24 protein-coding genes are annotated in these 23155 nt (G+C 58.3%); 15 read left to right on the forward strand and 9 right to left on the reverse strand.

Annotated features, from left to right (window positions below; genetic code table 11):
• Positions 1-3 precede the first annotated feature (3 nt).
• Both MHN28_RS10965 and MHN28_RS10970 read right to left on the reverse strand, forming a co-directional pair.
• A complete protein-coding gene (locus MHN28_RS10965; protein ID WP_239338974.1) occupies positions 4-558 on the reverse strand; it encodes an NnrU family protein in 555 nt (184 codons plus the stop codon).
• 6 nt (positions 559-564) lie between these two features.
• Positions 565-1422, reverse strand: a complete 858-nt coding sequence (locus tag MHN28_RS10970; protein ID WP_239338976.1) for a CoA ester lyase — start codon at positions 1420-1422, stop codon at positions 565-567.
• A gap of 170 nt (positions 1423-1592) precedes the next feature.
• Here MHN28_RS10970 and MHN28_RS10975 point away from each other — a divergent pair, with 170 nt between their 5' ends.
• A complete protein-coding gene (locus MHN28_RS10975) occupies positions 1593-1892 on the forward strand; it encodes a hypothetical protein (protein ID WP_239338978.1) in 300 nt (99 codons plus the stop codon).
• On the opposite strand, the gene MHN28_RS10980 is transcribed toward MHN28_RS10975, so the two are convergent.
• A complete protein-coding gene (locus MHN28_RS10980; protein WP_239338980.1) occupies positions 1893-2648 on the reverse strand; it encodes a sulfite exporter TauE/SafE family protein in 756 nt (251 codons plus the stop codon).
• Positions 2649-2808: 160 nt separating this feature from the next.
• On the opposite strand from MHN28_RS10980, the gene mdh reads away from it, so the two are divergent.
• The 12 genes from mdh to lpdA all read left to right on the forward strand — a co-directional run bounded on the left by mdh (position 2809) and on the right by lpdA (position 15468).
• The gene (gene mdh / locus MHN28_RS10985; RefSeq protein ID WP_239338982.1) at positions 2809-3771 is read left to right on the forward strand and encodes a malate dehydrogenase; all 963 of its coding nucleotides are present in this window, start codon (positions 2809-2811) and stop codon (positions 3769-3771) included.
• 70 nt (positions 3772-3841) lie between these two features.
• On the forward strand, positions 3842-4690 hold the full coding sequence (locus MHN28_RS10990) for a putative nucleotide-diphospho-sugar transferase (RefSeq protein WP_239338984.1): 849 nt from the start codon (positions 3842-3844) through the stop codon (positions 4688-4690).
• A gap of 225 nt (positions 4691-4915) precedes the next feature.
• Complete coding sequence (gene sucC, locus MHN28_RS10995; RefSeq protein WP_239338986.1) at positions 4916-6109, forward strand: ADP-forming succinate--CoA ligase subunit beta; 1194 nt, start codon at positions 4916-4918, stop codon at positions 6107-6109.
• 36 nt (positions 6110-6145) lie between these two features.
• Positions 6146-6646, forward strand: coding sequence for an STM3941 family protein (locus tag MHN28_RS24990; protein WP_370645698.1), 501 nt, complete (start codon positions 6146-6148; stop codon positions 6644-6646).
• Between the two features lies 1 nt (position 6647).
• Positions 6648-7529: a succinate--CoA ligase subunit alpha gene (gene sucD / locus MHN28_RS11000; protein WP_170350627.1), complete on the forward strand. Its 882-nt coding sequence runs from the start codon at positions 6648-6650 to the stop codon at positions 7527-7529.
• A 1-nt stretch (position 7530) separates the two neighbouring features.
• Positions 7531-8226 (forward strand): hypothetical protein, encoded by a 696-nt coding sequence (locus MHN28_RS11005; RefSeq protein WP_239338988.1) that lies wholly within the window; start codon positions 7531-7533, stop codon positions 8224-8226.
• Between the two features lie 2 nt (positions 8227-8228).
• Positions 8229-8771, forward strand: coding sequence for a DUF805 domain-containing protein (locus MHN28_RS11010; protein ID WP_370645700.1), 543 nt, complete (start codon positions 8229-8231; stop codon positions 8769-8771).
• Positions 8768-11725, forward strand: coding sequence for a 2-oxoglutarate dehydrogenase E1 component (locus MHN28_RS11015; protein WP_239338992.1), 2958 nt, complete (start codon positions 8768-8770; stop codon positions 11723-11725). Before MHN28_RS11010 ends, MHN28_RS11015 begins: the two co-directional genes overlap by 4 nt.
• Before the next feature lie 3 nt (positions 11726-11728).
• Positions 11729-13246, forward strand: a complete 1518-nt coding sequence (gene odhB / locus MHN28_RS11020; protein ID WP_239338994.1) for a 2-oxoglutarate dehydrogenase complex dihydrolipoyllysine-residue succinyltransferase — start codon at positions 11729-11731, stop codon at positions 13244-13246.
• 2 nt (positions 13247-13248) lie between these two features.
• Complete coding sequence (locus tag MHN28_RS11025; protein WP_239338996.1) at positions 13249-13518, forward strand: hypothetical protein; 270 nt, start codon at positions 13249-13251, stop codon at positions 13516-13518.
• Positions 13519-13599: 81 nt separating this feature from the next.
• Positions 13600-13989 (forward strand): MAPEG family protein, encoded by a 390-nt coding sequence (locus MHN28_RS11030; protein WP_239338998.1) that lies wholly within the window; start codon positions 13600-13602, stop codon positions 13987-13989.
• A 90-nt stretch (positions 13990-14079) separates the two neighbouring features.
• Positions 14080-15468 (forward strand): dihydrolipoyl dehydrogenase, encoded by a 1389-nt coding sequence (lpdA, locus tag MHN28_RS11035; RefSeq protein WP_239339000.1) that lies wholly within the window; start codon positions 14080-14082, stop codon positions 15466-15468.
• A 20-nt stretch (positions 15469-15488) separates the two neighbouring features.
• On the opposite strand, the gene MHN28_RS11040 is transcribed toward lpdA, so the two are convergent.
• On the reverse strand, positions 15489-16067 hold the full coding sequence (locus MHN28_RS11040) for a TetR/AcrR family transcriptional regulator (RefSeq protein WP_239339002.1): 579 nt from the start codon (positions 16065-16067) through the stop codon (positions 15489-15491).
• A 102-nt stretch (positions 16068-16169) separates the two neighbouring features.
• Here MHN28_RS11040 and MHN28_RS11045 point away from each other — a divergent pair, with 102 nt between their 5' ends.
• Complete coding sequence (locus MHN28_RS11045; RefSeq protein ID WP_239339004.1) at positions 16170-16763, forward strand: NAD(P)H-dependent oxidoreductase; 594 nt, start codon at positions 16170-16172, stop codon at positions 16761-16763.
• A gap of 9 nt (positions 16764-16772) precedes the next feature.
• Here MHN28_RS11045 and MHN28_RS11050 read toward each other — a convergent pair whose 3' ends face one another.
• The 4 genes from MHN28_RS11050 to MHN28_RS11065 are packed head-to-tail and all read right to left on the reverse strand — an operon-like array spanning position 16773 to position 19678.
• Positions 16773-17378, reverse strand: a complete 606-nt coding sequence (locus MHN28_RS11050; protein WP_239339006.1) for a pyridoxamine 5'-phosphate oxidase family protein — start codon at positions 17376-17378, stop codon at positions 16773-16775.
• Positions 17365-18105, reverse strand: a complete 741-nt coding sequence (locus MHN28_RS11055; protein WP_239339008.1) for a 1-acyl-sn-glycerol-3-phosphate acyltransferase — start codon at positions 18103-18105, stop codon at positions 17365-17367. Before MHN28_RS11055 ends, MHN28_RS11050 begins: the two co-directional genes overlap by 14 nt.
• The gene (locus MHN28_RS11060; protein WP_239339010.1) at positions 18105-19004 is read right to left on the reverse strand and encodes an ABC transporter permease; all 900 of its coding nucleotides are present in this window, start codon (positions 19002-19004) and stop codon (positions 18105-18107) included. Before MHN28_RS11060 ends, MHN28_RS11055 begins: the two co-directional genes overlap by 1 nt.
• Complete coding sequence (locus MHN28_RS11065; protein WP_239339012.1) at positions 19001-19678, reverse strand: ATP-binding cassette domain-containing protein; 678 nt, start codon at positions 19676-19678, stop codon at positions 19001-19003. The genes MHN28_RS11060 and MHN28_RS11065 overlap by 4 nt, the downstream gene beginning before the upstream one ends.
• A 183-nt stretch (positions 19679-19861) precedes the next feature.
• Here MHN28_RS11065 and MHN28_RS11070 point away from each other — a divergent pair, with 183 nt between their 5' ends.
• Positions 19862-20599 carry a zinc-ribbon domain-containing protein gene (locus tag MHN28_RS11070; RefSeq protein ID WP_239339014.1) on the forward strand — a complete coding sequence of 246 codons (738 nt, stop codon included), beginning with the start codon at positions 19862-19864 and terminating at the stop codon, positions 20597-20599.
• A gap of 9 nt (positions 20600-20608) precedes the next feature.
• Here MHN28_RS11070 and MHN28_RS11075 read toward each other — a convergent pair whose 3' ends face one another.
• Positions 20609-23152 (reverse strand): TIGR02302 family protein, encoded by a 2544-nt coding sequence (locus MHN28_RS11075; protein ID WP_370645690.1) that lies wholly within the window; start codon positions 23150-23152, stop codon positions 20609-20611.
• Positions 23153-23155: the final 3 nt, after the last annotated feature.

The following is a 23155-nucleotide window of genomic DNA, read 5'->3' on the forward strand; positions in this document are numbered from 1 at the left end:
TCCTTACGAGGGGAAAGGTGACGGACCAACCAGCCCGTGAATGTATCCGATGATGCCCAGCAGCACGATTGAGGCCACAAAGAACATCGCGTCCTTGCCATAGGTTCCGGGTTCTGCGGGGGTCCAGTCAGGCTCGGATTTGTTGATCACGATCACTTCGACCACGGCCCAGGCCAGCAAACCGCCAAACAGGATGATCGAAGCCAGATCTCCATTCACCAGCAAATGCGCGAAAGCCCACAGTTTGAACCCACCGAGCATTGGATGACGGACTTTGTTCAGCAAGCGTCCTTTGGTTCCGGCGGGGCTCATCATATAAATCGCAATCAACACCAGCAGATTGTTGATGTGAATCATGAAGGTTGGCGGTGCCCAAACGTAGATGAAGTCGGTCATGCGATAACCGAAGATCATCAACAGGATCGACACCACCAACGCCAGCGCGACCGCGCCTTTGCCCGCATCGCCCATCGCCGCGCGCTGCGCCGGCATCACACGTTTGAACAGATGTGCGGCCCACCATAGCGCCACACCAAAAATCAGAAGAACGAAGCCCATGCTGGCTTACCCCGCTTGCAAAGCTGTAATCGCCTCCGCTTTTGCCAGAATTTCACGGGCAGTTACAACGTGCAGGTTTTCTACGATCTTACCATCGACCACTGCCACGCCCTGACCTTGCGCCTCAACCTCTTCAAAAGCCGCGATCTGGCGACGCGCCAGATCGATCTCGGTCTCCGACGGCGCATATGCCGCGTTGGTGACGTCGACCTGAGCGGGGTGGATCAGTGTCTTGCCGTCAAATCCCATGTCGCGGCCTTGCGCACATTCGGCGGCCAGACCTTCATCGTCCTTGAACGCGTTATAGACACCGTCGACGATAATCAGCCCCTCGGCTTTTGCAGCCAGCAGGCACAGGCCCAACGACGTCATCAGCGGCAACCGATCCGGGCGGAAGCGGGATTGCAGTTCCTTCGCCAAATCATTGGTGCCCATGACGAAGCCCGCCATCAGCGGATGGGCGGCGATCTCAGCTGCGTTCAGCATGCCACGTGGGGTCTCCATCATCGCCCAGATCGGGATATCTCCGGTGATCGCAGCCAGAGCGTCGACATCCGCGGCAGAATTCACCTTGGGCAACAGGACAACGTCAGCGTCCATATCACGCACAGCTTCGGCATCGGCGCGGCCCCATTCTGTGTCCAGCCCGTTGATGCGGACAATCTTGACCCGCTCGCCGTAACCGCCTGCGGCCAGAGCCGCTTTGAGCGTTGCGCGTGCGTTTTCCTTTTCATCCGCAGCCACAGCGTCTTCGAGGTCAAAGATGATCGCGTCCACCGGCAAGGTGCGGGCCTTGTCCAGCGCCCGATCCTTTGAGCCGGGGATATATAGAACAGAGCGATAAGGGCGCTGGCGCGGATCCATTGGTTTCTCCCAGGGAAATAAAGTTGCGCGGAATGGGGCATTTTTTGTCGGAAAGTTCAAGCGCAAAATCGCCGCATCGCAGCATGCGCGACGCAACGTGCGTTCGCTTAACCGAATTTCGGCTTGTAGTCGTCAGCTTGATTGCCAGTTGGAATCGAATGAGGTCGAAGATGCAAAAGACGCTGTTCAAGTTGACGATGGGCCTTGGAATAATGGTTCTGGCCGCGCAACAGGTCCACGCCCGCAACTGTGCGCCGCGTGACGAGGTGATTAAACGGCTGATCGAAACCTACGGCGAAACTCGCCAGGGAATGGGCATCGCGCGTCAGGGGGCGGTGATGGAGGTTTATGCCTCGGATCAAAGTGGCAGTTGGACAGTCACAGTGACGTTGCCTGACGGGATGACATGCCTTGTGGCATCGGGACAGGCCTATGAGAATGTGGCTGAAACCCTGCCACCAAACGTTTGATCAGGTCAGTGCGTCCCAGATCAGTTTGCTGCCCGTAAGCGTCAAGAGCACATAAGCGAGGCCGAAAAACAGGCGTTCGGATAGCATAAAATGCGCCCTGACGCCCAACAAGGCACCAAAGATGGCGAACGGGGTCAGCAGTAAATCAGCCCACGCGGTATGCCATGTGAACATGCCCAAAAAGGCGTAAGGCACAAACTTCGCGGTATTGATGACCCAAAAAACCAAAACAGTCGTGGCTTGAAACTCGGTTTTCGACAAGCGCTGTGACAGCAGGTAAACGGCGGCCGGCGGACCGCCCGCATGACTGACAAAGCTGGTGAATCCAGCAACCAAACCGGCTAAGAGCCCGGCAGGGGCAGGCAATCTGTTTGCAAAGCCACGTATCCAGCCTTTGGACTGGCTTACGTGCCAAACCACAAACCCGACTGAGATTCCTCCTATCAGCAGACGCAAAAGATCATCATTCGTTGCACGAAAGAGCAATGCCCCCAACGCAACGCCCGGCACGGCCCCAAGGATCAGCAGACGCGAATCCGGCCAGCTCCAGCGTTTCCAGTAGGGTCCCAGTGTTGCCACATCGATCACCATCAGGATCGGCAGCATCAGGGCAAGCGCCTGCCCCGGATCCAAAATCAACGCCAGAATCGAGGAGGACGCAAAGGCCACGCCCGAGCCAAACCCGCCCTTTGAGATGCCTGCAAAGATCACCGCCGGGATCGCCACAGCAAAAAACATCAGGTTCAATTCGAACATGCGGCGTCCCGGTTTAGGCTTGTGTCACTGGCCGTTTAGCGCAATCAGATCGGGAAGTGCAAACTGTATGCGGTTGCATGCCGCGCCGCTGAACACTTGCGCGAAAGACATTTAGCGACTAGCACAACCGCGATTTCAATTCCGACCGGAGATTTTCCAAATGGCCAGACCCAAGATTGCGCTGATCGGCGCGGGGAACATCGGCGGCACGCTTGCGCACCTCGCAGCTGTCAAAGAACTGGGTGACGTTGTCCTGTTCGACATCGCAGACGGACTGCCGCAGGGCAAGGCGCTCGACATCGCTGAATCCGGCCCCTCGGAAGGGTTCGACGCCGCAATGTCCGGCACCAGCGACTATGCCGATATCGCGGGCGCGGACGTCTGCATCGTGACCGCAGGAGTCGCCCGCAAACCGGGCATGAGCCGCGATGACCTGCTGGGCATCAACCTGAAAGTCATGAAGTCGGTTGGTGAAGGCATTGCAGCCCACGCACCCAACGCGTTCGTGATCTGCATCACCAACCCGTTGGACGCGATGGTGTGGGCTCTGCGTGAATTCTCGGGTCTGCCCCACAACAAGGTCTGCGGCATGGCAGGGGTTCTGGACTCGGCTCGTTTCGCGCATTTCCTGTCGGAAGAGTTCAACGTTTCGATGCGTGATGTCACCGCATTCGTTCTGGGCGGCCACGGCGACACCATGGTTCCTTCGGTCCGTTACTCGACCGTTGCAGGTATCCCGCTGCCCGATCTGGTCGAAATGGGCTGGACCACGCAGGACAAGCTGGACGCCATCGTGCAGCGCACCCGTGACGGCGGCGCTGAGATCGTTGGCCTACTGAAAACCGGCTCGGCCTATTACGCGCCTGCCACTTCGGCGATCGAAATGGCCGAAGCCTACCTGAAAGACCAAAAACGCGTTCTGCCTTGCGCCGCCTACTGCAGCGGCGAGCTGGGCGTAGACGGCCTCTACGTCGGAGTCCCGACCGTGATCGGCGCCGGTGGTGTTGAACGGATCGTCGACATTAAACTGAACGAAGACGAACAAGCCGGCTTCGACAACTCGGTCAATGCCGTTAAGGGTCTGATCGAGGCATGTAAGGGCATCGACAGCTCTCTGGCCTGATCCGGCTATAGCCGTTAAACAGAACCCGGCTGACCTGTTGGTGGGCCGGGTTTTCTTTTGGGAATTTGCTATGCCATCTCAGGGTTTTGTCATCGCCGCTAGCGGAGAGGACTATATCGAGACCGCCGTTGAAGCTGCTGTTTCTCTGAAGGCAGCGATGCCCGATGTTCCGGTCGACCTGTTCACCGATATCGAAGGCGCACCCGGAACCGAAATATTCGATCAGATCCACATGCTGGACAAAAGTTGGTTCCGCCCAAAGTTCGAAAGCCTTGTAAGGTCACGGTTCGACAAAACAGTCTATATGGACGCCGATGTCCGATGCCTGGCCGATATGTCCGACATCTTCACCGTTCTAGATCGTTTCGACATCGCCATGGTGCATGATCCTCTGCGCAATTCACCGCATGCTCAACGCGTTTGGAAAACCGCTCTGCCCAATGCCTTTCCACATCTGAACGGAGGGCTTGTCGGTATTCGCGCGTCAGACGAGGTGCTGGCTTTTCTGCGCGAGGTGCAGGAGACGATCATCGCGGAAGATCTGAAATCCGATCAGGCGCTGATCCGAGAGAAACTCTTCGACAGCGACCTGCGATTGGCCGTCCTGCCTCCCGAATACAATTTCCTCGATTACCGGCAGGCCGAGATGTTCGGCTTTCTGCACAGCGCCCCGCGCCTGCTGCACCACTACAAGTTTCACAGCCGTCACAACAAACGGCTCGACAGCGCGCGGTCGGTTGCCGGGCTGGTTGGACCCGACCTTGAACGTCACCTTCACGCATTGATCGAGGCAGATGCCCAATTGACCCCGGGAACGTCGAAAAAGGTGCGCCCATTGGTAGACAAAGGCGTGCTCGGCAAGATGCGCAAACTGATATTGTCAGCCAAAAAGGGGATCGTGCGCCTGTGGCGAAGTTAGGTTTTGGTTTAGCGCTAGCTGAAATCTGTCTTTATTCTAAAGGGCGTTGACCCTGACGAATCAAAGGATGGTCCCTTTCCGCATTTTGTGATCACACGCGAAAAACCTGTGATCACAAATTATGAAAATCTTCGTGAAATACCGCATCCCTGTCAAAAAAGCCTTTAAACTTGCCCCCTAGAAACCCCTATAACGGTTTAATCGTAGTCAGACAGGACAGTTTCGATGAACATTCACGAATATCAGGCCAAAGCGCTTCTTCGCAGCTATGGCGCTCCGGTCTCCGAAGGTCGCGCGGTTCTGCGCGCCGAGGAAGCCAAAACCGCAGCCGGTGAACTGGATGGCCCGCTTTGGGTTGTCAAAGCACAAATCCACGCGGGTGGCCGCGGCAAAGGTTCGTTCAAAGAGGCCGACGCCGGTGAAAAGGGCGGTGTCCGTCTGACCAAGTCGGTCGAAGAAGCGGCCGAAGAAGCCAAGAAGATGCTGGGCCGCACGCTGGTCACGCATCAGACAGGCCCCGCGGGCAAGCAAGTCAACCGCATCTACATCGAAGCCGGTTCCGGCATCGAGCGTGAATTGTATCTGGCCCTGCTGGTGGATCGCCAGACCAGCCGCATCTCGTTTGTGTGCTCGACCGAAGGCGGCATGGACATCGAAGAAGTGGCCGCAGCCACGCCCGAGAAAATCCTGTCCTTCTCGGTCGATCCGGCAACCGGCTATCAGCCCTATCATGGACGCCGCATCGCCTTCTCGCTGGGCCTGGAAGGCGCGCAAGTCAAACAATGCGTCAAACTGATGAGCCAGCTTTACGCAGCCTTCGTCGAGAAGGACATGGAGATGCTGGAGATCAACCCGCTGATCGTCTCGGACAGCGGCGACCTCAAGGTGCTGGACGCCAAGGTCGGCTTTGACGGCAACGCGGTCTACCGCCACCCCGATATCGCCGAGTTGCGCGACACGACCGAGGAAGATCCCAAGGAACTGGAAGCGTCGAAATACGACCTGAACTACATCGCACTGGATGGTGAGATCGGCTGCATGGTCAACGGTGCGGGTCTGGCGATGGCGACGATGGACATCATCAAGCTCTACGGTGCCGAGCCTGCCAACTTCCTCGATGTGGGCGGTGGTGCCACCAAAGAGAAAGTGACCGAGGCGTTCAAGATCATCACCTCGGACCCGCAGGTCAAAGGCATTCTGGTCAACATCTTCGGCGGCATCATGCGCTGTGACGTCATCGCCGAAGGCGTTGTCGCCGCAGTGAAAGAGGTCGGCCTGCAGGTTCCGCTGGTTGTGCGTCTGGAGGGGACGAACGTTGAGAAAGGCAAAGAGATCATCAACACCTCTGGCCTGGACGTGATCGCGGCGGACAACCTGAAAGATGGTGCCGAGAAGATCGTGAAGGCGGTTAAGGGTTGAGCTTTGTCTAATAGCGCGACCAATCAGCAAGCCTTAGTGATCGAGCGTTCAAAGGGTAGAACTGTGCTCGTTCTAGGTATATGCATCTTGGCCTTTGTCGGCGGTACTTGGATGGTTCAAACCTCCGATACATATAACAACCCGACAAGAGCGTATGTTTCTGGTTGGTCTTGTGCATTGTTCTTTGGCTGGTTTGGAATCAAGGAAATCATCAATCTGATTAGGTTTCCAAAGAATCTCTGCTGTATCTCGGATACGGGAATCACTTTCTTTCCAAGTTCCCCAGCCGAGGTTCCATGGAGAGACATAGTTTCCGTTTCGTCCAAGACTATTGGATTGAACAGCTACGTTGTCCTCAACCTGTCACCAGAAGCTTCGGTGCGACGGAACTTCTGGACGGGTCGAAGTCAGCTAAAGTTCCGGGCGACCCTTCTGAAGGCCAATTTCGATCAGCTCTATCGTGCTGTCTTCAACGCGCATTCGGCCTATCGACCGGCGGCCAAAACGACGAATTTATCTAATCAAGGAGACTCCTAAAATGGCAGTCCTCATCGACGAAAATACCAAAGTGATCTGTCAGGGCTTTACCGGCTCGCAGGGCACATTCCACTCTGAACAGGCCATTGCCTATGGCACCAAAATGGTTGGCGGCGTGACGCCCGGCAAAGGCGGGATGACCCATCTCGACCTGCCCGTATTCAACTCGGTCCACGAAGCCAAACACGTGACCGAAGCCAACGCCAGCGTGATCTACGTGCCGCCGCCCTTTGCGGCTGATTCGATCCTCGAAGCGATTGATGCAGAGATGGAAGTGATTGTCTGCATCACCGAGGGTATCCCGGTTCTGGACATGATGAAGGTGAAACGCGCGCTGGAAGGCTCAAGCTCGCGCCTGATCGGCCCGAACTGCCCCGGTGTCATCACGCCCGACGCCTGCAAGATCGGCATCATGCCCGGCCACATCCACAAGCGTGGCTCGGTCGGTGTTGTGTCGCGCTCGGGCACCCTGACCTATGAGGCCGTAAAGCAGACCACCGATGTGGGTCTGGGCCAGTCGACCTGTGTGGGCATCGGCGGCGACCCGATCAAAGGCACCGAGCATATCGACGTGCTGGAATGGTTCCTGGCGGATGACGAGACCGAGTCGATCATCATGATCGGTGAGATCGGTGGCTCGGCCGAGGAAGAGGCCGCGCAGTTCCTGGCGGATGAGGCCAAGAAGGGCCGCAAGAAGCCGACCGCCGGTTTCATCGCAGGCCGCACGGCCCCTCCGGGCCGCCGCATGGGCCACGCGGGCGCCATCGTCGCTGGCGGCAAGGGCGGTGCCGAGGACAAGATCGAAGCCATGCGCTCGGCCGGTATCGTCGTGGCCGAAAGCCCGGCGCAGCTGGGTGAGGCTGTGCTGGAAGCGATTGGCTAACATGCTCGCTCGCAGACTCCACGGTTGTTTGATTGCTTCGGCGTTTTGCTTATCGGCAAACGTTCTGGTCGCAGATGAATTAAACTGGCCTGAGTCAATCTGCAGTGAACTTGAAGTGGACAGCCGGGAAGTTGTTTCCCGGCTGCGTCAAAACGGCTGGATCGACGCAGATGATGCGACGCAAAGATCGGCTATGTTGTCCGAACAATGGATAGGCGTTCTTAACACTTACTTTTGGGAAAATGGCTTGGATGGGGCAGAGAAACGTCTCGCGGTACTCAACTCGTACACTGGCAACATTAAAGAGCTGTACTTTGAGGCATACCAGAGCCGCCCAGAGATTCTGATGGACCCAATCAGTGATGGGATCGTTATCGCAGGCACCACTGACATCAAAGGAACAGAAGCAAATCGTTTCTACTTTGATTTGTGCTATCACTTGATGAAAAATAGCCAGATCACATCGGAGTTGATCTCGGCGGCAGTTGCAAAAGAAGCATATGGAACGAAAGTGACGCCCGCTTCTAGAGCATACAATCTCAGGTTTAGAAAAGGAGAACCAAGACGCACCGATGGGTTGCTCTACGTGGAACTATTGCCCGGTGCCTTTGAGGCATTTGGCGATAACGCGCCTGTCTACTGGACCCAAATCAGGCGAACGTCTGAGCAAATAGTCGTACCGGAGGTCAGCGAATGAACATGACCTTCTCCGACGCCATCCGCACCTGTTTCTCTAAATTCTTCACCTTCTCGGGTCGTGCCTCACGACCCGAATACTGGTTCTTTTTCCTGTTCATCGTAATCTGGAGCTTTATTGCCGGGATCATCGACTGGCAGTTCTTCACTCAGGTCTCGGTCAGCCAAACTGACGAGGTCAAAGCCGTAACTGCGACGTCCTCTGCGCCAGTACAAAGCATCGTCGGCCTGATCGTGTTCATCCCACATCTGGCCGTCGCGTGGCGGCGGATGCATGATACCGGGCGCAGCGGGCTTTACGCTCTGTTGCCGATCCTGCTGATCCTCGGGGCCTTTGCGGTGCTGATCTTTGGCATCGGCCTTGCCTCCAGTTTCCAGCATGGCGGCAATCTGGACATTTTGTTCACCCGCGCCACTTTGCTGGTCGTCCTTCCGACACTGCTTGTTTTGATTGTGTCGCCCCTCCTGGTTCTGTGGTGGCTAACCCGCCCCAGCCAACCAGGCACCAACCAATACGGTCCCAACCCACATGAGGTAGCCCAATGACCGAACACACGCCCAACTCTGCCTTCCATGCCTCAAGCTTTATGCAGGGGCACAATGCGGAATACCTGGAGCAGCTCTATGCCCAGTACACTAAAGACCCAAATGCGGTGGATGCTGCCTGGGTCGAGTTTTTCCGGACCATGGGCGATGCCACACCGGACGTTCAACGCGAGGCTGAAGGGCCATCCTGGGCGCGCACCGACTGGCCTCCGATGCCAGCGGATGACCTGACGGGCGCATTGACGGGCGAATGGGCCGAAATCGACGCCAAGGCGGCAGGCAAGAAAATCAAGGACAAGGCGGCGGACAAAGGCGTCACGGTCAGCGAAGATCAAATTAAACGCGCGGTGCTGGACAGCCTGCGGGCACTGATGCTGATCCGGGCTTATCGTATCCGGGGCCATCTGGCCGCCAATCTGGATCCGCTGGGTATGCGCGCAGCCAGCACACATCCTGAGCTGGACCCTAAAACCTACGGCTTTACCGAGGCCGACATGGATCGGCCGATTTTCATCGACAACGTGCTGGGCTTGCAGATGGCCAGCATGCGCCAGATCGTCGAGATCGTGAAGCGGACCTACTGCGGCACCTTTGCGCTGCAATACATGCATATCTCAGATCCGGAACAGGCCGCTTGGCTGAAAGAGCGGATCGAGGGCTACGGCAAGGAAATCCAGTTCACCAAGGAAGGCCGTAAGGCGATCCTGAACAAGATGGTCGAGGCCGAGGGCTTTGAGAAGTTCCTGCATGTGAAATACATGGGCACCAAGCGGTTTGGTCTGGACGGGGGCGAAGCGCTGATCCCTGCGATGGAGCAGATCATCAAGCGCGGCGGTGCGCTGGGTGTCAGCGATATCGTCATCGGTATGCCCCACCGTGGCCGCCTGAACATCCTGGCCAACGTGATGCGCAAACCTTACCGCGCGATCTTCAACGAGTTTCAGGGCGGCAGTTTCAAACCCGAAGATGTGGATGGTTCGGGCGACGTGAAGTATCACCTCGGCGCGTCCAGTGACCGTGAGTTTGATGGCAACGCCGTACACTTGTCACTGACTGCGAACCCCAGCCACCTTGAGGCGGTGAACCCGGTTGTTCTGGGCAAGGTTCGCGCCAAACAGGATCAGTTGGGCGACGAAGACCGCACCAAGGTCATGGGCATCCTTCTGCACGGGGATGCGGCCTTTGCCGGTCAGGGTGTTGTGGCCGAAGGATTTGGCCTGTCTGGCCTCAAGGGCCACAAGACCGGCGGCACGATGCATATCGTTGTGAACAACCAGATCGGCTTTACCACCGCACCGCATTTCAGCCGTTCCAGCCCCTATCCGACGGATATCGCGCTGATGGTTGAGGCGCCGATCTTCCACGTCAACGGCGACGACCCCGAGGCGGTTGTTCACGCCGCCAAGGTCGCGACAGAGTTCCGCCAAAAGTTCCACAAGGACGTGGTCATAGACATCTTCTGCTATCGCCGGTTTGGTCACAACGAGGGCGATGAGCCTATGTTCACCAACCCGATCATGTACAAGAAGATCAAAACCCATAAGACCACGCTCAGCCTCTATACCGAGCGTCTGGTCAAGGACGGCCTTATCCCCGAGGGTGAGATCGAGGACATGAAAGCCGCCTTCCAGGCCCATCTGAATGATGAGTTCGAGGCCGGCAAAGACTACAAGCCCAACAAGGCCGACTGGCTGGATGGGCGCTGGTCGCATCTCGACAAGAACAAGGAAGAGTACGTCCGCGGTGACACCGCCATCGCGCCCGAAACGCTGGCCGAGGTCGGGAATGCCCTGACCCATGCACCGGCAGATATCGCCGTTCACAAGACGGTCGCGCGACTGCTGGACCACAAGAAACAAATGTTTGACAGCGGCAAAGGCTTCGACTGGGCCACAGGTGAAGCCTTGGCCTTTGGCTCGCTGCTGACCGAAGGTTATCCGGTGCGTTTGTCCGGCCAGGACGCGACGCGCGGGACGTTCAGTCAGCGTCATTCGGGTTTCGTGCATCAGGAAACCGAAGAACGATACTATCCGCTGAACAACATTCGTGAAGGTCAGTCGAAATACGAAGTGATCGACTCGATGCTGTCCGAATATGCGGTTCTTGGCTTCGAATATGGCTTCTCGCTGGCGGAACCGAACGCTCTGACCCTGTGGGAAGCGCAGTTCGGTGATTTTGCCAACGGCGCGCAGATCATGTTCGACCAGTTCATCAGCTCGGGCGAAAGCAAGTGGCTGCGCATGTCCGGTCTGGTCACCCTGCTGCCGCACGGGTTCGAAGGGCAAGGCCCCGAGCACAGCTCGGCCCGTCTGGAACGGTTCCTGCAGATGTGCGGTCAGGACAACTGGATCGTGGCGAACTGTACGACGCCTGCGAACTACTTTCACATCCTGCGCCGTCAGTTGCATCGCACATTCCGCAAACCACTTATCCTGGTGACTCCGAAATCGCTGCTGCGTCACAAGTTGGCGGTCAGCACGGCCGACGATTTCACCACCGGCTCCAGCTTCCACCGGGTGCTGTGGGATGATGCGCAAAAGGGCAACTCGGACACCACGCTGGTCAAGGACGACGAGATCAAGCGCGTGGTGATGTGTTCCGGCAAGGTCTATTACGATCTTCTGGAAGAACGTGATGCGCGTGGTATCGACGATGTCTACCTGATGCGGATCGAGCAATTCTATCCCTTCCCGGCACATTCGCTGATCAATGAGCTTGAGCGTTTCAAGGGTGCCGAGGTGATCTGGTGTCAGGAAGAACCCAAGAACCAGGGTGCCTGGACCTTTATCGAGCCGAACATCGAATGGGTTCTGACCCGTATCGGAGCCAAGCATACACGGCCACGCTACGTCGGCCGCGCCACTTCGGCCTCGCCCGCAACGGGTCTGGCCAGCCAACACAAAGCCCAACAAGAAGCGCTGGTCGACGAAGCGCTGAGCATTGAAGGAAAATAATCGATGTCCATTGAAGTTCGAGTTCCCACGCTTGGCGAATCGGTAACCGAAGCCACGGTTGCGACATGGTTCAAGAAACCCGGCGACGCTGTTGCCGTGGACGAAATGCTCTGTGAGTTGGAGACCGACAAGGTCACCGTCGAAGTCCCCTCGCCCACCGCTGGCGTGATGGGCGAGATCGTCGCCGCCGAAGGTGAAACTGTTGGCGTTGATGCACTGCTGGCGACTATTGCCGCTGGCGAAGGCGCCGCGCCCGCTCCGGCAGCTTCCCCGGCCCCGGCGGCTGCGGCAGCACCCGCCGGGGCCGGTGGCAGTGTCGACGTCATGGTGCCCACGCTGGGCGAATCCGTGACCGAGGCCACCGTTTCGACGTGGTTCAAGCAAGTCGGCGACAGTGTCGCGCAGGACGAGATGCTGTGTGAACTGGAAACCGACAAGGTTTCGGTCGAAGTTCCCTCTCCGGCTGCGGGCGTTCTGGCTGAGATTGTGGCACCCGAAGGGGCCACAGTGGATGCGACGGCCAAGCTGGCGGTCATCTCTGGCGCGGTAGCGGGCGGCGTTGCTGCTCCGGTGGCCGCCGCGGCGGCTCCGGTTGCTGGTGCAAGCGTCGGCGGCAAGGACATTGCCAATGCACCATCGGCCGAAAAGGCCATGGCCGAGGCCGGCCTATCCGCCGATCAGGTCACCGGCACCGGTCGCGATGGCCGGATCATGAAAGAGGATGTCGCCCGCGCGGCTGCTTCGGCTGCAGCCCCTGCGCCTGCCGCGGCTGCCCCAGCCCCGGTGCAAGCGCCACGGGCACCGGTTGCGGCGCAGGATGCCGGCCGGGAAGAGCGCGTGCGCATGACCCGTCTGCGTCAGACCATTGCAAAACGTCTGAAAGACGCCCAGAACACCGCGGCGATCCTGACCACCTTCAACGAGGTGGACATGACCGAGGTGATGGCTCTGCGCAATCAGTACAAAGAGCAGTTCGAGAAAAAACACGGCGTGCGTCTGGGTTTCATGTCCTTCTTCACCAAGGCTTGCTGCCACGCGCTGAAAGAGGTTCCCGAGGTCAACGCCGAGATTGACGGTACCGACATCGTCTACAAGAACTTTGTGCATATGGGCGTCGCTGCCGGTACGCCGCAGGGTCTGGTGGTTCCGGTCATCCGCGACGCTGACAGCATGTCGTTTGCTGCCATCGAGAAGGCCATCGCCGAAAAGGGCAAGCGCGCCCGCGACGGCAAACTTTCCATGGCGGAAATGCAGGGCGGCACCTTCACCATCTCGAACGGTGGTGTTTACGGCTCGCTGATGTCGTCGCCGATCCTGAACCCCCCACAGTCGGGTATTCTGGGCATGCACAAGATTCAGGACCGTCCGATGGTCATCAATGGCGAGATCAAAATTCGCCCGATGATGTATCTGGCGCTGTCCTATGACCACCGGATCGTTGACGGCAAAGGCGCCGTGACGTTCCTTGTTCGCGTGAAAGAGGCGCTGGAAGATCCGCGCCGCCTGTTGATGGATCTGTAATCATGGCGACACATGTACTCTGGCAGGCCGATGTGGCCGATTTCGATGTCTGGCTGAAAGTGTTTCGGGAAGACCAACCGATGAGAGAGGCCGCGGGCATCCGCGACCTCCACATCTGGAAGGACCCCGATCAGAAGGATCATGCGGTTGCCATGTTTGAGGTGACGGATCTGGACCGGGCTCAGGACTTTATGGAATCTGAAGAGCTGGCCATGCACCACGAACGCGGCGGCGTCGCTCACATTCAGGTCAAAGTGTTAGAGCCTGTTTAGTTTTAGATTTTGTGCCCCGTCCAGGGGCACAGAACAAACTGGTAACCTGATGCCTTTGGCGAACTCAAAGGAAACTTTCGGATGACCACGGAATTGACCGTCTTGTCCCTTGCCGCTTTGCTTTGGGTCGCGCAGTTTGTGGCCTATCTGACTGCCGGGCATGGGAAGATCGACCTTGGCCATGCCATCGGTCCCCGCGATAAACCTTTTGACAAGCCGGGGGTTTCCGGACGCTTGCACCGCGCGCTCGGCAATCACACCGAAGGCTTGGTTCTTTTCGGAATTGCGGCACTTGTTCTGACGGTTTCCAACCAGTCGAATAACTTTACGGCCACCTGCAGCTGGGTCTACCTGATTGCCCGACTTCTCTATGTCCCTGCCTACGCATTCGGCTGGACGCCGTGGCGCACCGTAATCTGGATCGTCGGACTGGCGGCCACCACTGCAATGCTGTTGGCTGCGGTACTTTGATTCCGTCACCAGCATAGATTAACAAATGGGGAACGGCCCCGGCGCAAACGAAAACTGTCGCCATCCCCGCAAACGATAAGGACCTGACATATGGCAAACTATGACGTTATCGTAATCGGATCAGGCCCCGGCGGCTATGTCTGCGCCATCCGTTGCGCTCAGCTGGGCCTGAAGACCGCCTGTGTCGAAGGACGCGAAACGCTGGGCGGCACCTGCCTGAACGTAGGATGTATCCCGTCAAAGGCGCTGTTACATGCCTCGCACCAACTGCATGAGGCCGAGCATAACTTCGCCAAGATGGGACTGAAGGGTAAAAGCCCCTCTGTCGATTGGAAGCAAATGCAGGCCTACAAGCAGGAAACCATCGACGGCAACACCAAGGGCATCGAATTCCTGTTTAAAAAGAACAAGATCGACTGGCTCAAAGGCTGGGGATCGATCCCTGCCGCTGGTCAAGTCAAGGTGGGCGATGAACTGCACACCGCCAAGAACATCATCATCGCATCCGGGTCCGAGCCGTCCTCTCTGCCCGGTGTTGTAGTAGACGAAAAGGTCGTCGTAACCTCGACCGGCGCCCTGTCGCTGGGCAAGATTCCAAAAAAGATGGTTGTGATCGGCGCGGGCGTAATTGGGCTGGAATTGGGCTCGGTCTATCAGCGACTGGGAGCCGAGGTCACAGTGATCGAATTCCTCGACGCAATCACTCCGGGCATGGACCCCGAGGTGCAGAAGACCTTCCAGCGCATTCTCAAGAAACAAGGCCTGAAATTCATCATGGGCGCAGCGGTTCAAAAGACCGAGGCGACCAAGACCAAGGCAAAGGTAACGTACAAGCTGCGCAAGGATGACAGCGAACATGTGATCGATGCCGATACCGTGCTGGTCGCAACCGGCCGCAAACCGTATTCGGATGGCCTGGGACTGGAGGCGCTTGGCGTCGAGTTGTCACCACGCGGCCAGATCAAGGTGGGCGCTGACTGGCAAACCAACGTACCGGGTATTTATGCCATCGGTGACGTGATTGACGGCCCGATGCTCGCCCACAAAGCCGAAGATGAAGGCATGGCCGCAGCCGAGCAAGTGGCGGGCAAGCATGGCCATGTGAACTATGGCGTCATCCCGGGTGTCATCTACACTTGGCCCGAGGTCGCCAATGTGGGCGAAACCGAAGAGACGCTGAAAGAACAGGGCCGGGCCTACAAGGTCGGCAAGTTCATGTTCATGGGCAACGGGCGCGCTAAGGCTAACTTGATGACGGACGGGTTTGTGAAAATCCTGGCCGACAAAGAGACCGACCGCATTCTGGGTTGTCACATCATCGGCCCGGCAGCGGGTGACCTGATCCATGAGGTCTGTGTGGCAATGGAATTTGGCGCCTCGGCCGAAGATCTGGCCCTGACCTGTCATGCCCACCCGACCTATTCCGAGGCCGTACGCGAGGCGGCTCTGGCCTGCGGCGACGGACCAATCCACAGCTGATTTGGCAACCCCGGCGACCTTCAGGTGGCCGGGGTCAACCACGCATCAAGATAGATTTCCAATCTGTCCTTAAAGCTCTGGGATTCGTGCAGAGCGCAAAACTTCAAAGACATCGATTGAATGGCGAAAGCCTGAACGCCCTCAGCCAGCAGGTCGGTGGAAATGTCTTTGCGGACTTTTGCGGTTTCCAACCAACCGGCAACCATGCGCACGTAACGTTCGAAGCATTGCGCGATCGGACCGACTTCGACGATTGCCGCGGCGCCTGAATAGCGAATGATCAGGTCAAACACGTACCGCTCCGACGTCATAAAGGCATGGATCGGTTCCAGCGTTGTTGCGATTTCTGGTGCGGTATACGGAACTGGCCCCTGTTCGACCTGGTCAAAGCAAGCGACCAGCTTTTCTCCGATCAACCGCTCCATCAAAGCGTCTTTGTCGCGGAAGTGCGCAAAGAAGGTACCTTTGGCGACACCTGCGGCCTGAACCACTTCTTCAACCCGAAGTGCCTGATAGCCATTCTTGCGAATAACGTCCTCTGCCGCCTCGATCAAGCGTGCGCGGGTTTTGAGAGTTCGTTTTTGAATTGTCTTTTGCATACACCCTGTTCGCATGTTTTTTGACCGTGGTCAAATTTAATATTGACCATGGTCATTTTTTTAACCTACAAACTGACCATGGTCACTTTCAGGAGATTCCCGATGCAATCTAAGAAAATACTGATCCTCGACGGACACCCCGGCGAAACCAGCCTGTCCCGTACGTTTGCCGAAACCTATGCTGATGCTGCCCGACAAAAAGGCCATGATGTGCGTATGATCCATCTGAGCGAATTGCAGTTCGATCATGACTTTGGTCAGGGTAATTACGAAGATTTCAAACCGCTGGAACCCATGTTGGAGCACGTGCTGCAAGACCTTGAATGGAGCGAACACCTGGTTCTCACAGCACCGATGTGGTGGGGTGGCCTGCCCGCCAAACTGAAGGGTCTGATCGATCGGACCTTCATCCCCGGACGTACCTTCGACACACAGAACACGACCAAGATCGGCTTTCCGGCACCAATGCTGACCGGGCGCACGGCCCGGGTCATCCTGACATCGGATACGCCCGGTTGGTTCATGCGCCTGATCTACAGGCAAGCACTGATCCGGCAGGTTCGCGATCAGATTCTGGGGTTTGTCGGCTTCAAACCAACGCGTTTCACCTATTTCGCAGGCGCCAGCTATCCAAAGCCCGGCAGTGTAGAACGCTGGGTTTCAAAGGTGGCGAGGATTGGCGCTGCGGCGGCCTGATCTCGGTGTTCACCACATTGTTTTCTCGGCGCGCGCGCCCCATTCGCGATCATAGCGCGCGCCACCTTCCTCACCATCAGACGCCTCGGCCAGTATCTCACCCACGGTGGGCAGATGGGCCGTTTCGTCGCCACTGCGCCACGTCCGCGCGCGCATCAGGGCGCGGGCGCACTGCGTGTAAATCTCGGTGATTTCTATGACGATGACGGTGGCGGGTCGTTTGCCCTGTTTTTCAAACCGTTCCCGTAACGGGTCATCGGTGGTCACTCGAGCCGTTCCGTTCAGCCGGACCACATTGTTTGATCCAGGAACCATGAACATCAAAGATACACGCGGGTCGCGCACGATGTTACGCAGGCTGTCCAGACGATTATTGCCGCGCCAGTCCGGCATTGCCAGTGTGTGCGGATCAATCTCCAGTACAACCGGGCCGTCGTCGCCACGTGGGCTGCCATCGACGCCTTCTGGACCGACCGTGCTGAGGACGCACAGGCGCGAGGCCATGATCCAATTGCGGTAAAGCGGCGTCAGTTGCCGCGCCACTTTGCGCAACGCTGGTGCGCCGGGCGTACCATAAAGCGCTTCGAGCGTTTCAATGTCCTTAACGAATTCCATCCGGTTCAAACCCCACTTCACGCATCAATGCATTGGACCGCGTCTCGATGACGTCTTCGAGACGCCCAAGGAAGGCGTTCCGCGCGACCCCCGGTTCGATCGGATCAAGAAAATCGACGATCGCCAGACCAGGTTTACGCATCACCCCCGTCCGGGGCCAGAACACCCCGGCATTTGTGGCAACGGGAACGCAGGGAAAACCCAGCCCCTCATACAAAACCGCAGTCCCGACCTTGTATGGCTTCTTCACGCCGGGTGCGACGCGCGTGCCCTGCGGATAGATCACCAGCTGGCCGGGTTCCGAAAACTCTTTGGCCACGTCCTTGACCATTTTGGCCACCGCCGCACCCTTTTTGCCGCGATCGACCGGGATGCACCCTAGGCGGCGCGCGTAAAGGCCAATGATCGGGGTCCACAGCAATTCTCTCTTCATGATGAATTTACCGTGTGGAATGGCGTCGAAGATCATGATGATATCGAGGAAGGACTGATGCTTGGCTCCGATCACAACCTCATCCACGGGTGCGGTTCCACGCACTTCGCATCGGATGCCCACCATCCAACCGGCCATCCAGATCGTGGTGCGTGCGTATGTCTTGCAGGCCTGCAAAGCCCCGCGTTTGTTGAACAACGCATAAGGAGCAAACACGATACCCAGTATCAGCATCCACGCATAAATCACGATCATGAAGATCAATGAGCGGGCCCATTGGATCGCTGTAGCCATCAGGAAAGCTCCTTTAATTTACGCGCAGCGGCCGTCCATGTGGCCAAAAACGCCACCGCAGCCCCCAGCAGGGGTATCAGCGCGGGCAACAGCCAGCCACCCCCCTGAAATCCCAACCCAGTCAGAAAGCCGCCCTCTTCCGAGGCTTCGGGCAACAGCAAAACGCCGGTCATACCAAACAGCACGCCAACCAGAGCGCCAAAGAACGCGCGGTAGGTGAAGCGACGCACGAATGCACTGGCGATAAAGCGGTCGCGAGCACCGACAAGGCGCAGCACCTCGATAATCTGCGCATTGGCGGCAAGGGATGCATTGGCGGCAAGCGTGATCATGGCCGCCGTTGCGCCACCGATCAGCAGAATGGACACCCAGCCCAGCCGCCGCAGTGAAGTCGCCGCATCCACCAGCGGTTCGCGCCAGCGCGAATGGTCGTCCAGCACGGCCCCCGGCACCTCTGCCCCCAGTCGCAGGCGCAGACCTGTAGCATCCAGACCAGGTGCGCCTTCCACGATTTCAATCAGTTGCGGAACCGGCAGCGTGTCCAAAGGCAGGTCCGGGCCAAACCATGGGGACAACAGGGCGACCTGTTCCTCCGCGCTCAGGGCGCGAGCCGACGCGACGCCGGGCGTTTGGGCCAATACGGTCAGCGCGGCCTCGGTCTGGGCAGCAAGCTGTTCCGCCGGCGCATTGATGCGCAGGGTGGCGGCCCCGGCCAGTTCCGATGCCCAACGATCCGCAAGGCGACCCGAGGCCAAAGACAACGCAAGTGCAAAAACGGCCAGAAACGCCATTGCGCCCGAAACGAACAGGGTCAGCTGCGCCGTATACCCCGAAGGTGGCACAACCCTGTCGGCGCGCTTGTCCCGAGTCAGCATGTTGCGGATTGTACCCTTGCTCATAGATCCGCCCCCGCCAGTTGAATCTGGCGCTGCGAAATACGCAAGACACGGGCCTGAACCTGACTCTTCGTGGCTCGGATCAAGCTGAGGTCATGGGTCGCGATCAACACGGTCTTGCCCATCTTGTTCAGTTCAACCAGAAGTCGCAGAAGGCGCTGAGACATCTCCCAATCCACATTGCCGGTCGGTTCATCCGCTAATACAACGTCCGGTGACAAGATCACCGCACGCGCCAGCGCCGCGCGCTGACGTTCACCGCCAGACAGTTCGGGTGGGAGCGCATCAAGCCGTGTGCCCAGCCCGACCCAGTTCAGCAACTCCAGCAGGTCCTCTTTCTGGGCATTTTCACCTTTACCCGAAACCATCAGCGGCAGAGAAACGTTTTCGGCCAAGGTCATGTGGTCCAGAAAGCGGCAATCCTGATGCACGACTCCGATCCGGCGTCGCAGCAATGCCATCTGATCGCGGTCAAGGCGCGCAATGTCCTGTTCAAAGGCATTCAGCCGCCCCGATGTAGGCAACAACGCACCGTAGCACAGCTTGAGCAGGGTGGTCTTTCCCGCTCCTGACGGACCGGTCAGAAAGTGGAACGATCCGGGCTGCAACTGAAGCGACACATCGCTCAGCAACTCACCATCGCCATAGGTGTAGCTGACGTTTTCCAGCTCGATCACAGGGGCCCCCGTTCTTGTTGCCGCTCTTCTTGCCCGAGCGCGGTCGTGGTTTCAATGCCTGCACCGGGTCGAATTGGTGACACTTGTCGTGTGAAACCGAAAACACCCTTTGCGGTCAGGTCTTAACGGAATATCATCCCTGAAAAAACTATTATCAGGTCGACACCCCGACCGGGAGGCAGCATGCGTCTTACTTGTCCGAATTGTGGCGCTCAGTACGAAGTGCCAGACGAGGTCATTCCCGAGGAAGGCCGCGATGTGCAGTGTTCCAACTGCGAAAAGACCTGGTTCCAGGCCAAACATCCCGAAACTGAGGCTGAACCGGTAAAAACGGAACCGCCTGCTCAAGTTGTTGAACCCGCGGAAAAGGCTGCGAAACCGGAGCCAGAAGAAGAGCCTGCTGACGCCCCCAAACCAGCGCCCGAGCCCGCCGAGGCAACCTCGACCGGGAATGTCGACCCCGCTGTCGCCAATATCCTCAAAGAGGAAGCCGAACGAGAGGCTGACCTGCGCGCGCAAGAGGGCGGTAGCCTTGAGACGCAGACAGATCTGGCCCTGGATGCGCCGCCCGAAGTGGAAAAGGCTGCCAAGGACGTGATCGCCACGGAAACAGCCAAGGATTCAGGTCAGAATGATGCGTTGCCGGATGTCGAGGCGATCAATTCCAGCCTGCGCAGCGACGAACCCATATCAGAAGTGGAAGAGGATCAGCCTCTGCCGCGTAAATCCGGTGGCTTTCGGCGCGGATTTCTGCTGGTTGTGATTATCGGTGTGATCCTGTTTCTGATCTACGGCAATGCCCAAAAGATTTCCGAAGCGGTTCCACAGGCTGACCCGGTGCTGAACAGCTATGTCTCTCTGGTCGATCAGGCGCGCGTGTGGCTTGAGACGCAGACCGGCTCGGGCACAGCACAGAACTGACGGAAACGATCAGAACCGCTCGAGCAAGCGTTTGAGGTACTCAAGCTCGATCTGGGGGCGATCCGATTCACCGGTACGACGGCGGATTTCATCCAGCAATTCGCGCGCCCGGCGATAGACGTCTTCGCCCTGCAGCAGGTTTTCATCTGTCGAGATTGACCCGTTCGCGCCCGGGCTGCGTCCCAGAGGGTCACGGTTGTTGGCTTGCATATCGCCTTCTTGTGACCCTTGGCCGGGCTGGTTTTGCTGGTTTTGCGCCAGCGCTTCGCCCAATGACCGCATACCTTCACGCAGCGCCTCCATCGCTTCAGATTGGCGGTCGATGGCTTCGGCCAGATCATCACTGCGCAAGGCCTCTTCGGCACCATCCATCGCGCGTCCCGCGCGGTCCAGCGCGTCGCGTGCGGCGTCACCTTCCGGGGTTCCGGCACCGGGCAGGCCTTGTTGCTGGCGGCTCAGCTCATCGCGCAGGGCCTGTTGGCGATCCGCCAGTGATCCCTGACCTTGCTGACCGCCACCGCCTTGTTCCGACCCCTGACCCTGATTGCCTTGACCTTCATGGCTCTGACCACGGCCCTGACCGCCCGAGCGACCTTCGTTGCCCTGGCTTTCGCCGGCCTGCGCACCGGGGTTGAACTGTTCCTGCAAGTCGCGGAACGCCTGATCGCTCAGGCCTTGCTGTTCGCGCAGAGTTTCGGCCAGCCCTTCCATCGCCTGTTGGCCCTCGGATTGCTGGCCCTGGCCCTGACCTTGCGTGATGCGCATGTTCTCCATCATCTGCTGGAACTCTTCCAGCGCCTGTTGCGCCTCGGCCATGCGACCCTGTTCCATCAGTTCCTGAATGCGGTCCATCATGCGTTGCAGATCATCCTGCGTCATCTGAATGGACTCGCCATTCTGACCTTGCTGGTTCTCGTCGAACTCGCCGTTCTCCTGTGCCAGACGCTGCAGTTGGCGCATATAGTCCTGCGTTGCCTCACGCAGTTCCTGCATCAGTTCGGCGATCTCTTCGTCACTTGCACCGTTCTTCATCGCTTCGCTCAGGCGTTCCTGCGCGCGGCGCATTCGTTCAAGCGCATCCGCAAGTGTACCGTCTTCGATCAGAACGCCAAGTTCCCACAAGGCTTCGGCGATTTCTGCCTGTTGTTCGGGCTTCAGGCCGTACGCGTTGAACGTCTCCAGCCTGCGCAGGATCACGCGCAGGCGCAGATAGGCCGTATCGGACCGGAAAAAATCTTCCGGCAGATGCGAAACCGCGCGCAGGATCTGAGCAACCCGAGTAGCGTTTTCGCGCGTCCACAGAAGATCCCGGCGCTGTTCGATCACAGCCGCCGCCAGCGGATCAAAGAAGCGACGCGCGGGCAGAGCAGTTATATAGGGTTCGGATTGCCCTTCCTGATCCGCTGCATCGCGGGCCATCAGGGTGATTTTTACAGGCAGATGCGCCCAGGGGTGCTGCGAAAAGTCTTCGATCAGGTCCTCGGTAAAGTCCGCCCGGTCGCCAGTGATGGGCATCGGCAGTTCAACCTCAATCACCTCGCGCGGCTCAGGTGCGGTTGTCAGACCATAACGGCGGTCCACAGATGGCAGATCAAGCGCAATCAGTGCGGAACCGGACACAACGCCATAGTCGTCGCTGGCGGCAAAGGGCAGTTTCATTTGTCCACCGGCTTCAGACTCAGCCACACCGGCAACAGTAACCTTAGGCGGCATATCCGCTATCACGTTCAACGCCCAGTTACGGCCGGATGGACCATCGATCGTCAACTGCCCCGTCTGTTCGGCGACAAAGTCCTGTTCCGGCTGAGTCGCGCCATCAGTTCCCAGAGGCGTGATTGTTTCCGTCAGGCTGTGCGCGCCGACCTCTCCGTAGAACCGCAACGTAATGCGGCTGCCTTGCGGGACAGACAACGTCGGATCGGATTGATCGGCCAGATAAAGCGTCGGTAACCCGGTATAGCGAGGCGGTTCAACCCAGCCTTCCCAGCTGGGGCCCTGCCCGGCCACAGCGGCACCCGGGGTCATTTCAGCCACCGAACCGATCCGCCAGAACGAGCCGAACATGGCGGCGATCACCAACGCCATCAAAGCTGAATAGCGCAGTGCGTAAGGATCGCGGCTGGCCAGCCGCAGGTCAGGCTTGACCGGTTCGGCCATTGCGACACGCTGCGCCATTCGGTTCTGATGCGCATGCCATAATGCCACCGAATCCGCGTCCATCGCACCGATGGCCTGTTCATCCATCAAGGCCTGAATGGGCCGCCCTGGAAGGGCCGCATCCAGCCGCATCAGCGCCTCGGCCCGGGTGGGGAAATGGAATCGCCTTGCGCCAACAAACAGCGTGGCGAACAGGCCCAGAAGCGACAATGCGCCGACACCCCAAACGAATTCGACCCGGACTTCATCCTGCAAGCCCAGCATCAAAGCCGCGAGAATTGCCATCAAAACCGAAAAAAACGGCCAAAACGCGCGTAAAACCTGCTCGGCCAGCATCCCTGCGTGCGTCAGCCACAGGGACAGTTTTGGGATCGGCAGGTTGTGTCTAGCGCTCAAGGC

The sequence above is a fragment of the Ruegeria sp. Ofav3-42 genome, assembly GCF_022347725.1.
In the GTDB taxonomy this organism is placed as follows: Bacteria; Pseudomonadota; Alphaproteobacteria; order Rhodobacterales; family Rhodobacteraceae; genus Ruegeria.

Bases quoted from the DNA above. Each gene is read 5' to 3' on its own strand.
- MHN28_RS11070 (WP_239339014.1), top strand. From the start codon at position 19,862: ATGCGTCTTACTTGTCCGAATTGTGGCGCTCAGTACGAAGTGCCAGAC.
- MHN28_RS11015 (WP_239338992.1), top strand. From the start codon at position 8,768: ATGACCGAACACACGCCCAACTCTGCCTTCCATGCCTCAAGCTTTATG.
- MHN28_RS11025 (WP_239338996.1), top strand. From the start codon at position 13,249: ATGGCGACACATGTACTCTGGCAGGCCGATGTGGCCGATTTCGATGTC.
- odhB (WP_239338994.1), top strand. From the start codon at position 11,729: ATGTCCATTGAAGTTCGAGTTCCCACGCTTGGCGAATCGGTAACCGAA.
- MHN28_RS10980 (WP_239338980.1), bottom strand. From the start codon at position 2,648: ATGTTCGAATTGAACCTGATGTTTTTTGCTGTGGCGATCCCGGCGGTG.
- mdh (WP_239338982.1), top strand. From the start codon at position 2,809: ATGGCCAGACCCAAGATTGCGCTGATCGGCGCGGGGAACATCGGCGGC.
- MHN28_RS10975 (WP_239338978.1), top strand. From the start codon at position 1,593: ATGCAAAAGACGCTGTTCAAGTTGACGATGGGCCTTGGAATAATGGTT.
- MHN28_RS10970 (WP_239338976.1), bottom strand. From the start codon at position 1,422: ATGGATCCGCGCCAGCGCCCTTATCGCTCTGTTCTATATATCCCCGGC.
- MHN28_RS11030 (WP_239338998.1), top strand. From the start codon at position 13,600: ATGACCACGGAATTGACCGTCTTGTCCCTTGCCGCTTTGCTTTGGGTC.
- MHN28_RS11045 (WP_239339004.1), top strand. From the start codon at position 16,170: ATGCAATCTAAGAAAATACTGATCCTCGACGGACACCCCGGCGAAACC.
- MHN28_RS11040 (WP_239339002.1), bottom strand. From the start codon at position 16,067: ATGCAAAAGACAATTCAAAAACGAACTCTCAAAACCCGCGCACGCTTG.
- MHN28_RS11055 (WP_239339008.1), bottom strand. From the start codon at position 18,105: ATGGCTACAGCGATCCAATGGGCCCGCTCATTGATCTTCATGATCGTG.
- MHN28_RS11060 (WP_239339010.1), bottom strand. From the start codon at position 19,004: ATGAGCAAGGGTACAATCCGCAACATGCTGACTCGGGACAAGCGCGCC.
- sucD (WP_170350627.1), top strand. From the start codon at position 6,648: ATGGCAGTCCTCATCGACGAAAATACCAAAGTGATCTGTCAGGGCTTT.
- MHN28_RS11005 (WP_239338988.1), top strand. From the start codon at position 7,531: ATGCTCGCTCGCAGACTCCACGGTTGTTTGATTGCTTCGGCGTTTTGC.
- lpdA (WP_239339000.1), top strand. From the start codon at position 14,080: ATGGCAAACTATGACGTTATCGTAATCGGATCAGGCCCCGGCGGCTAT.
- MHN28_RS10965 (WP_239338974.1), bottom strand. From the start codon at position 558: ATGGGCTTCGTTCTTCTGATTTTTGGTGTGGCGCTATGGTGGGCCGCA.
- MHN28_RS10990 (WP_239338984.1), top strand. From the start codon at position 3,842: ATGCCATCTCAGGGTTTTGTCATCGCCGCTAGCGGAGAGGACTATATC.
- MHN28_RS11050 (WP_239339006.1), bottom strand. From the start codon at position 17,378: ATGGAATTCGTTAAGGACATTGAAACGCTCGAAGCGCTTTATGGTACG.
- MHN28_RS11010 (WP_370645700.1), top strand. From the start codon at position 8,229: ATGACCTTCTCCGACGCCATCCGCACCTGTTTCTCTAAATTCTTCACC.
- sucC (WP_239338986.1), top strand. From the start codon at position 4,916: ATGAACATTCACGAATATCAGGCCAAAGCGCTTCTTCGCAGCTATGGC.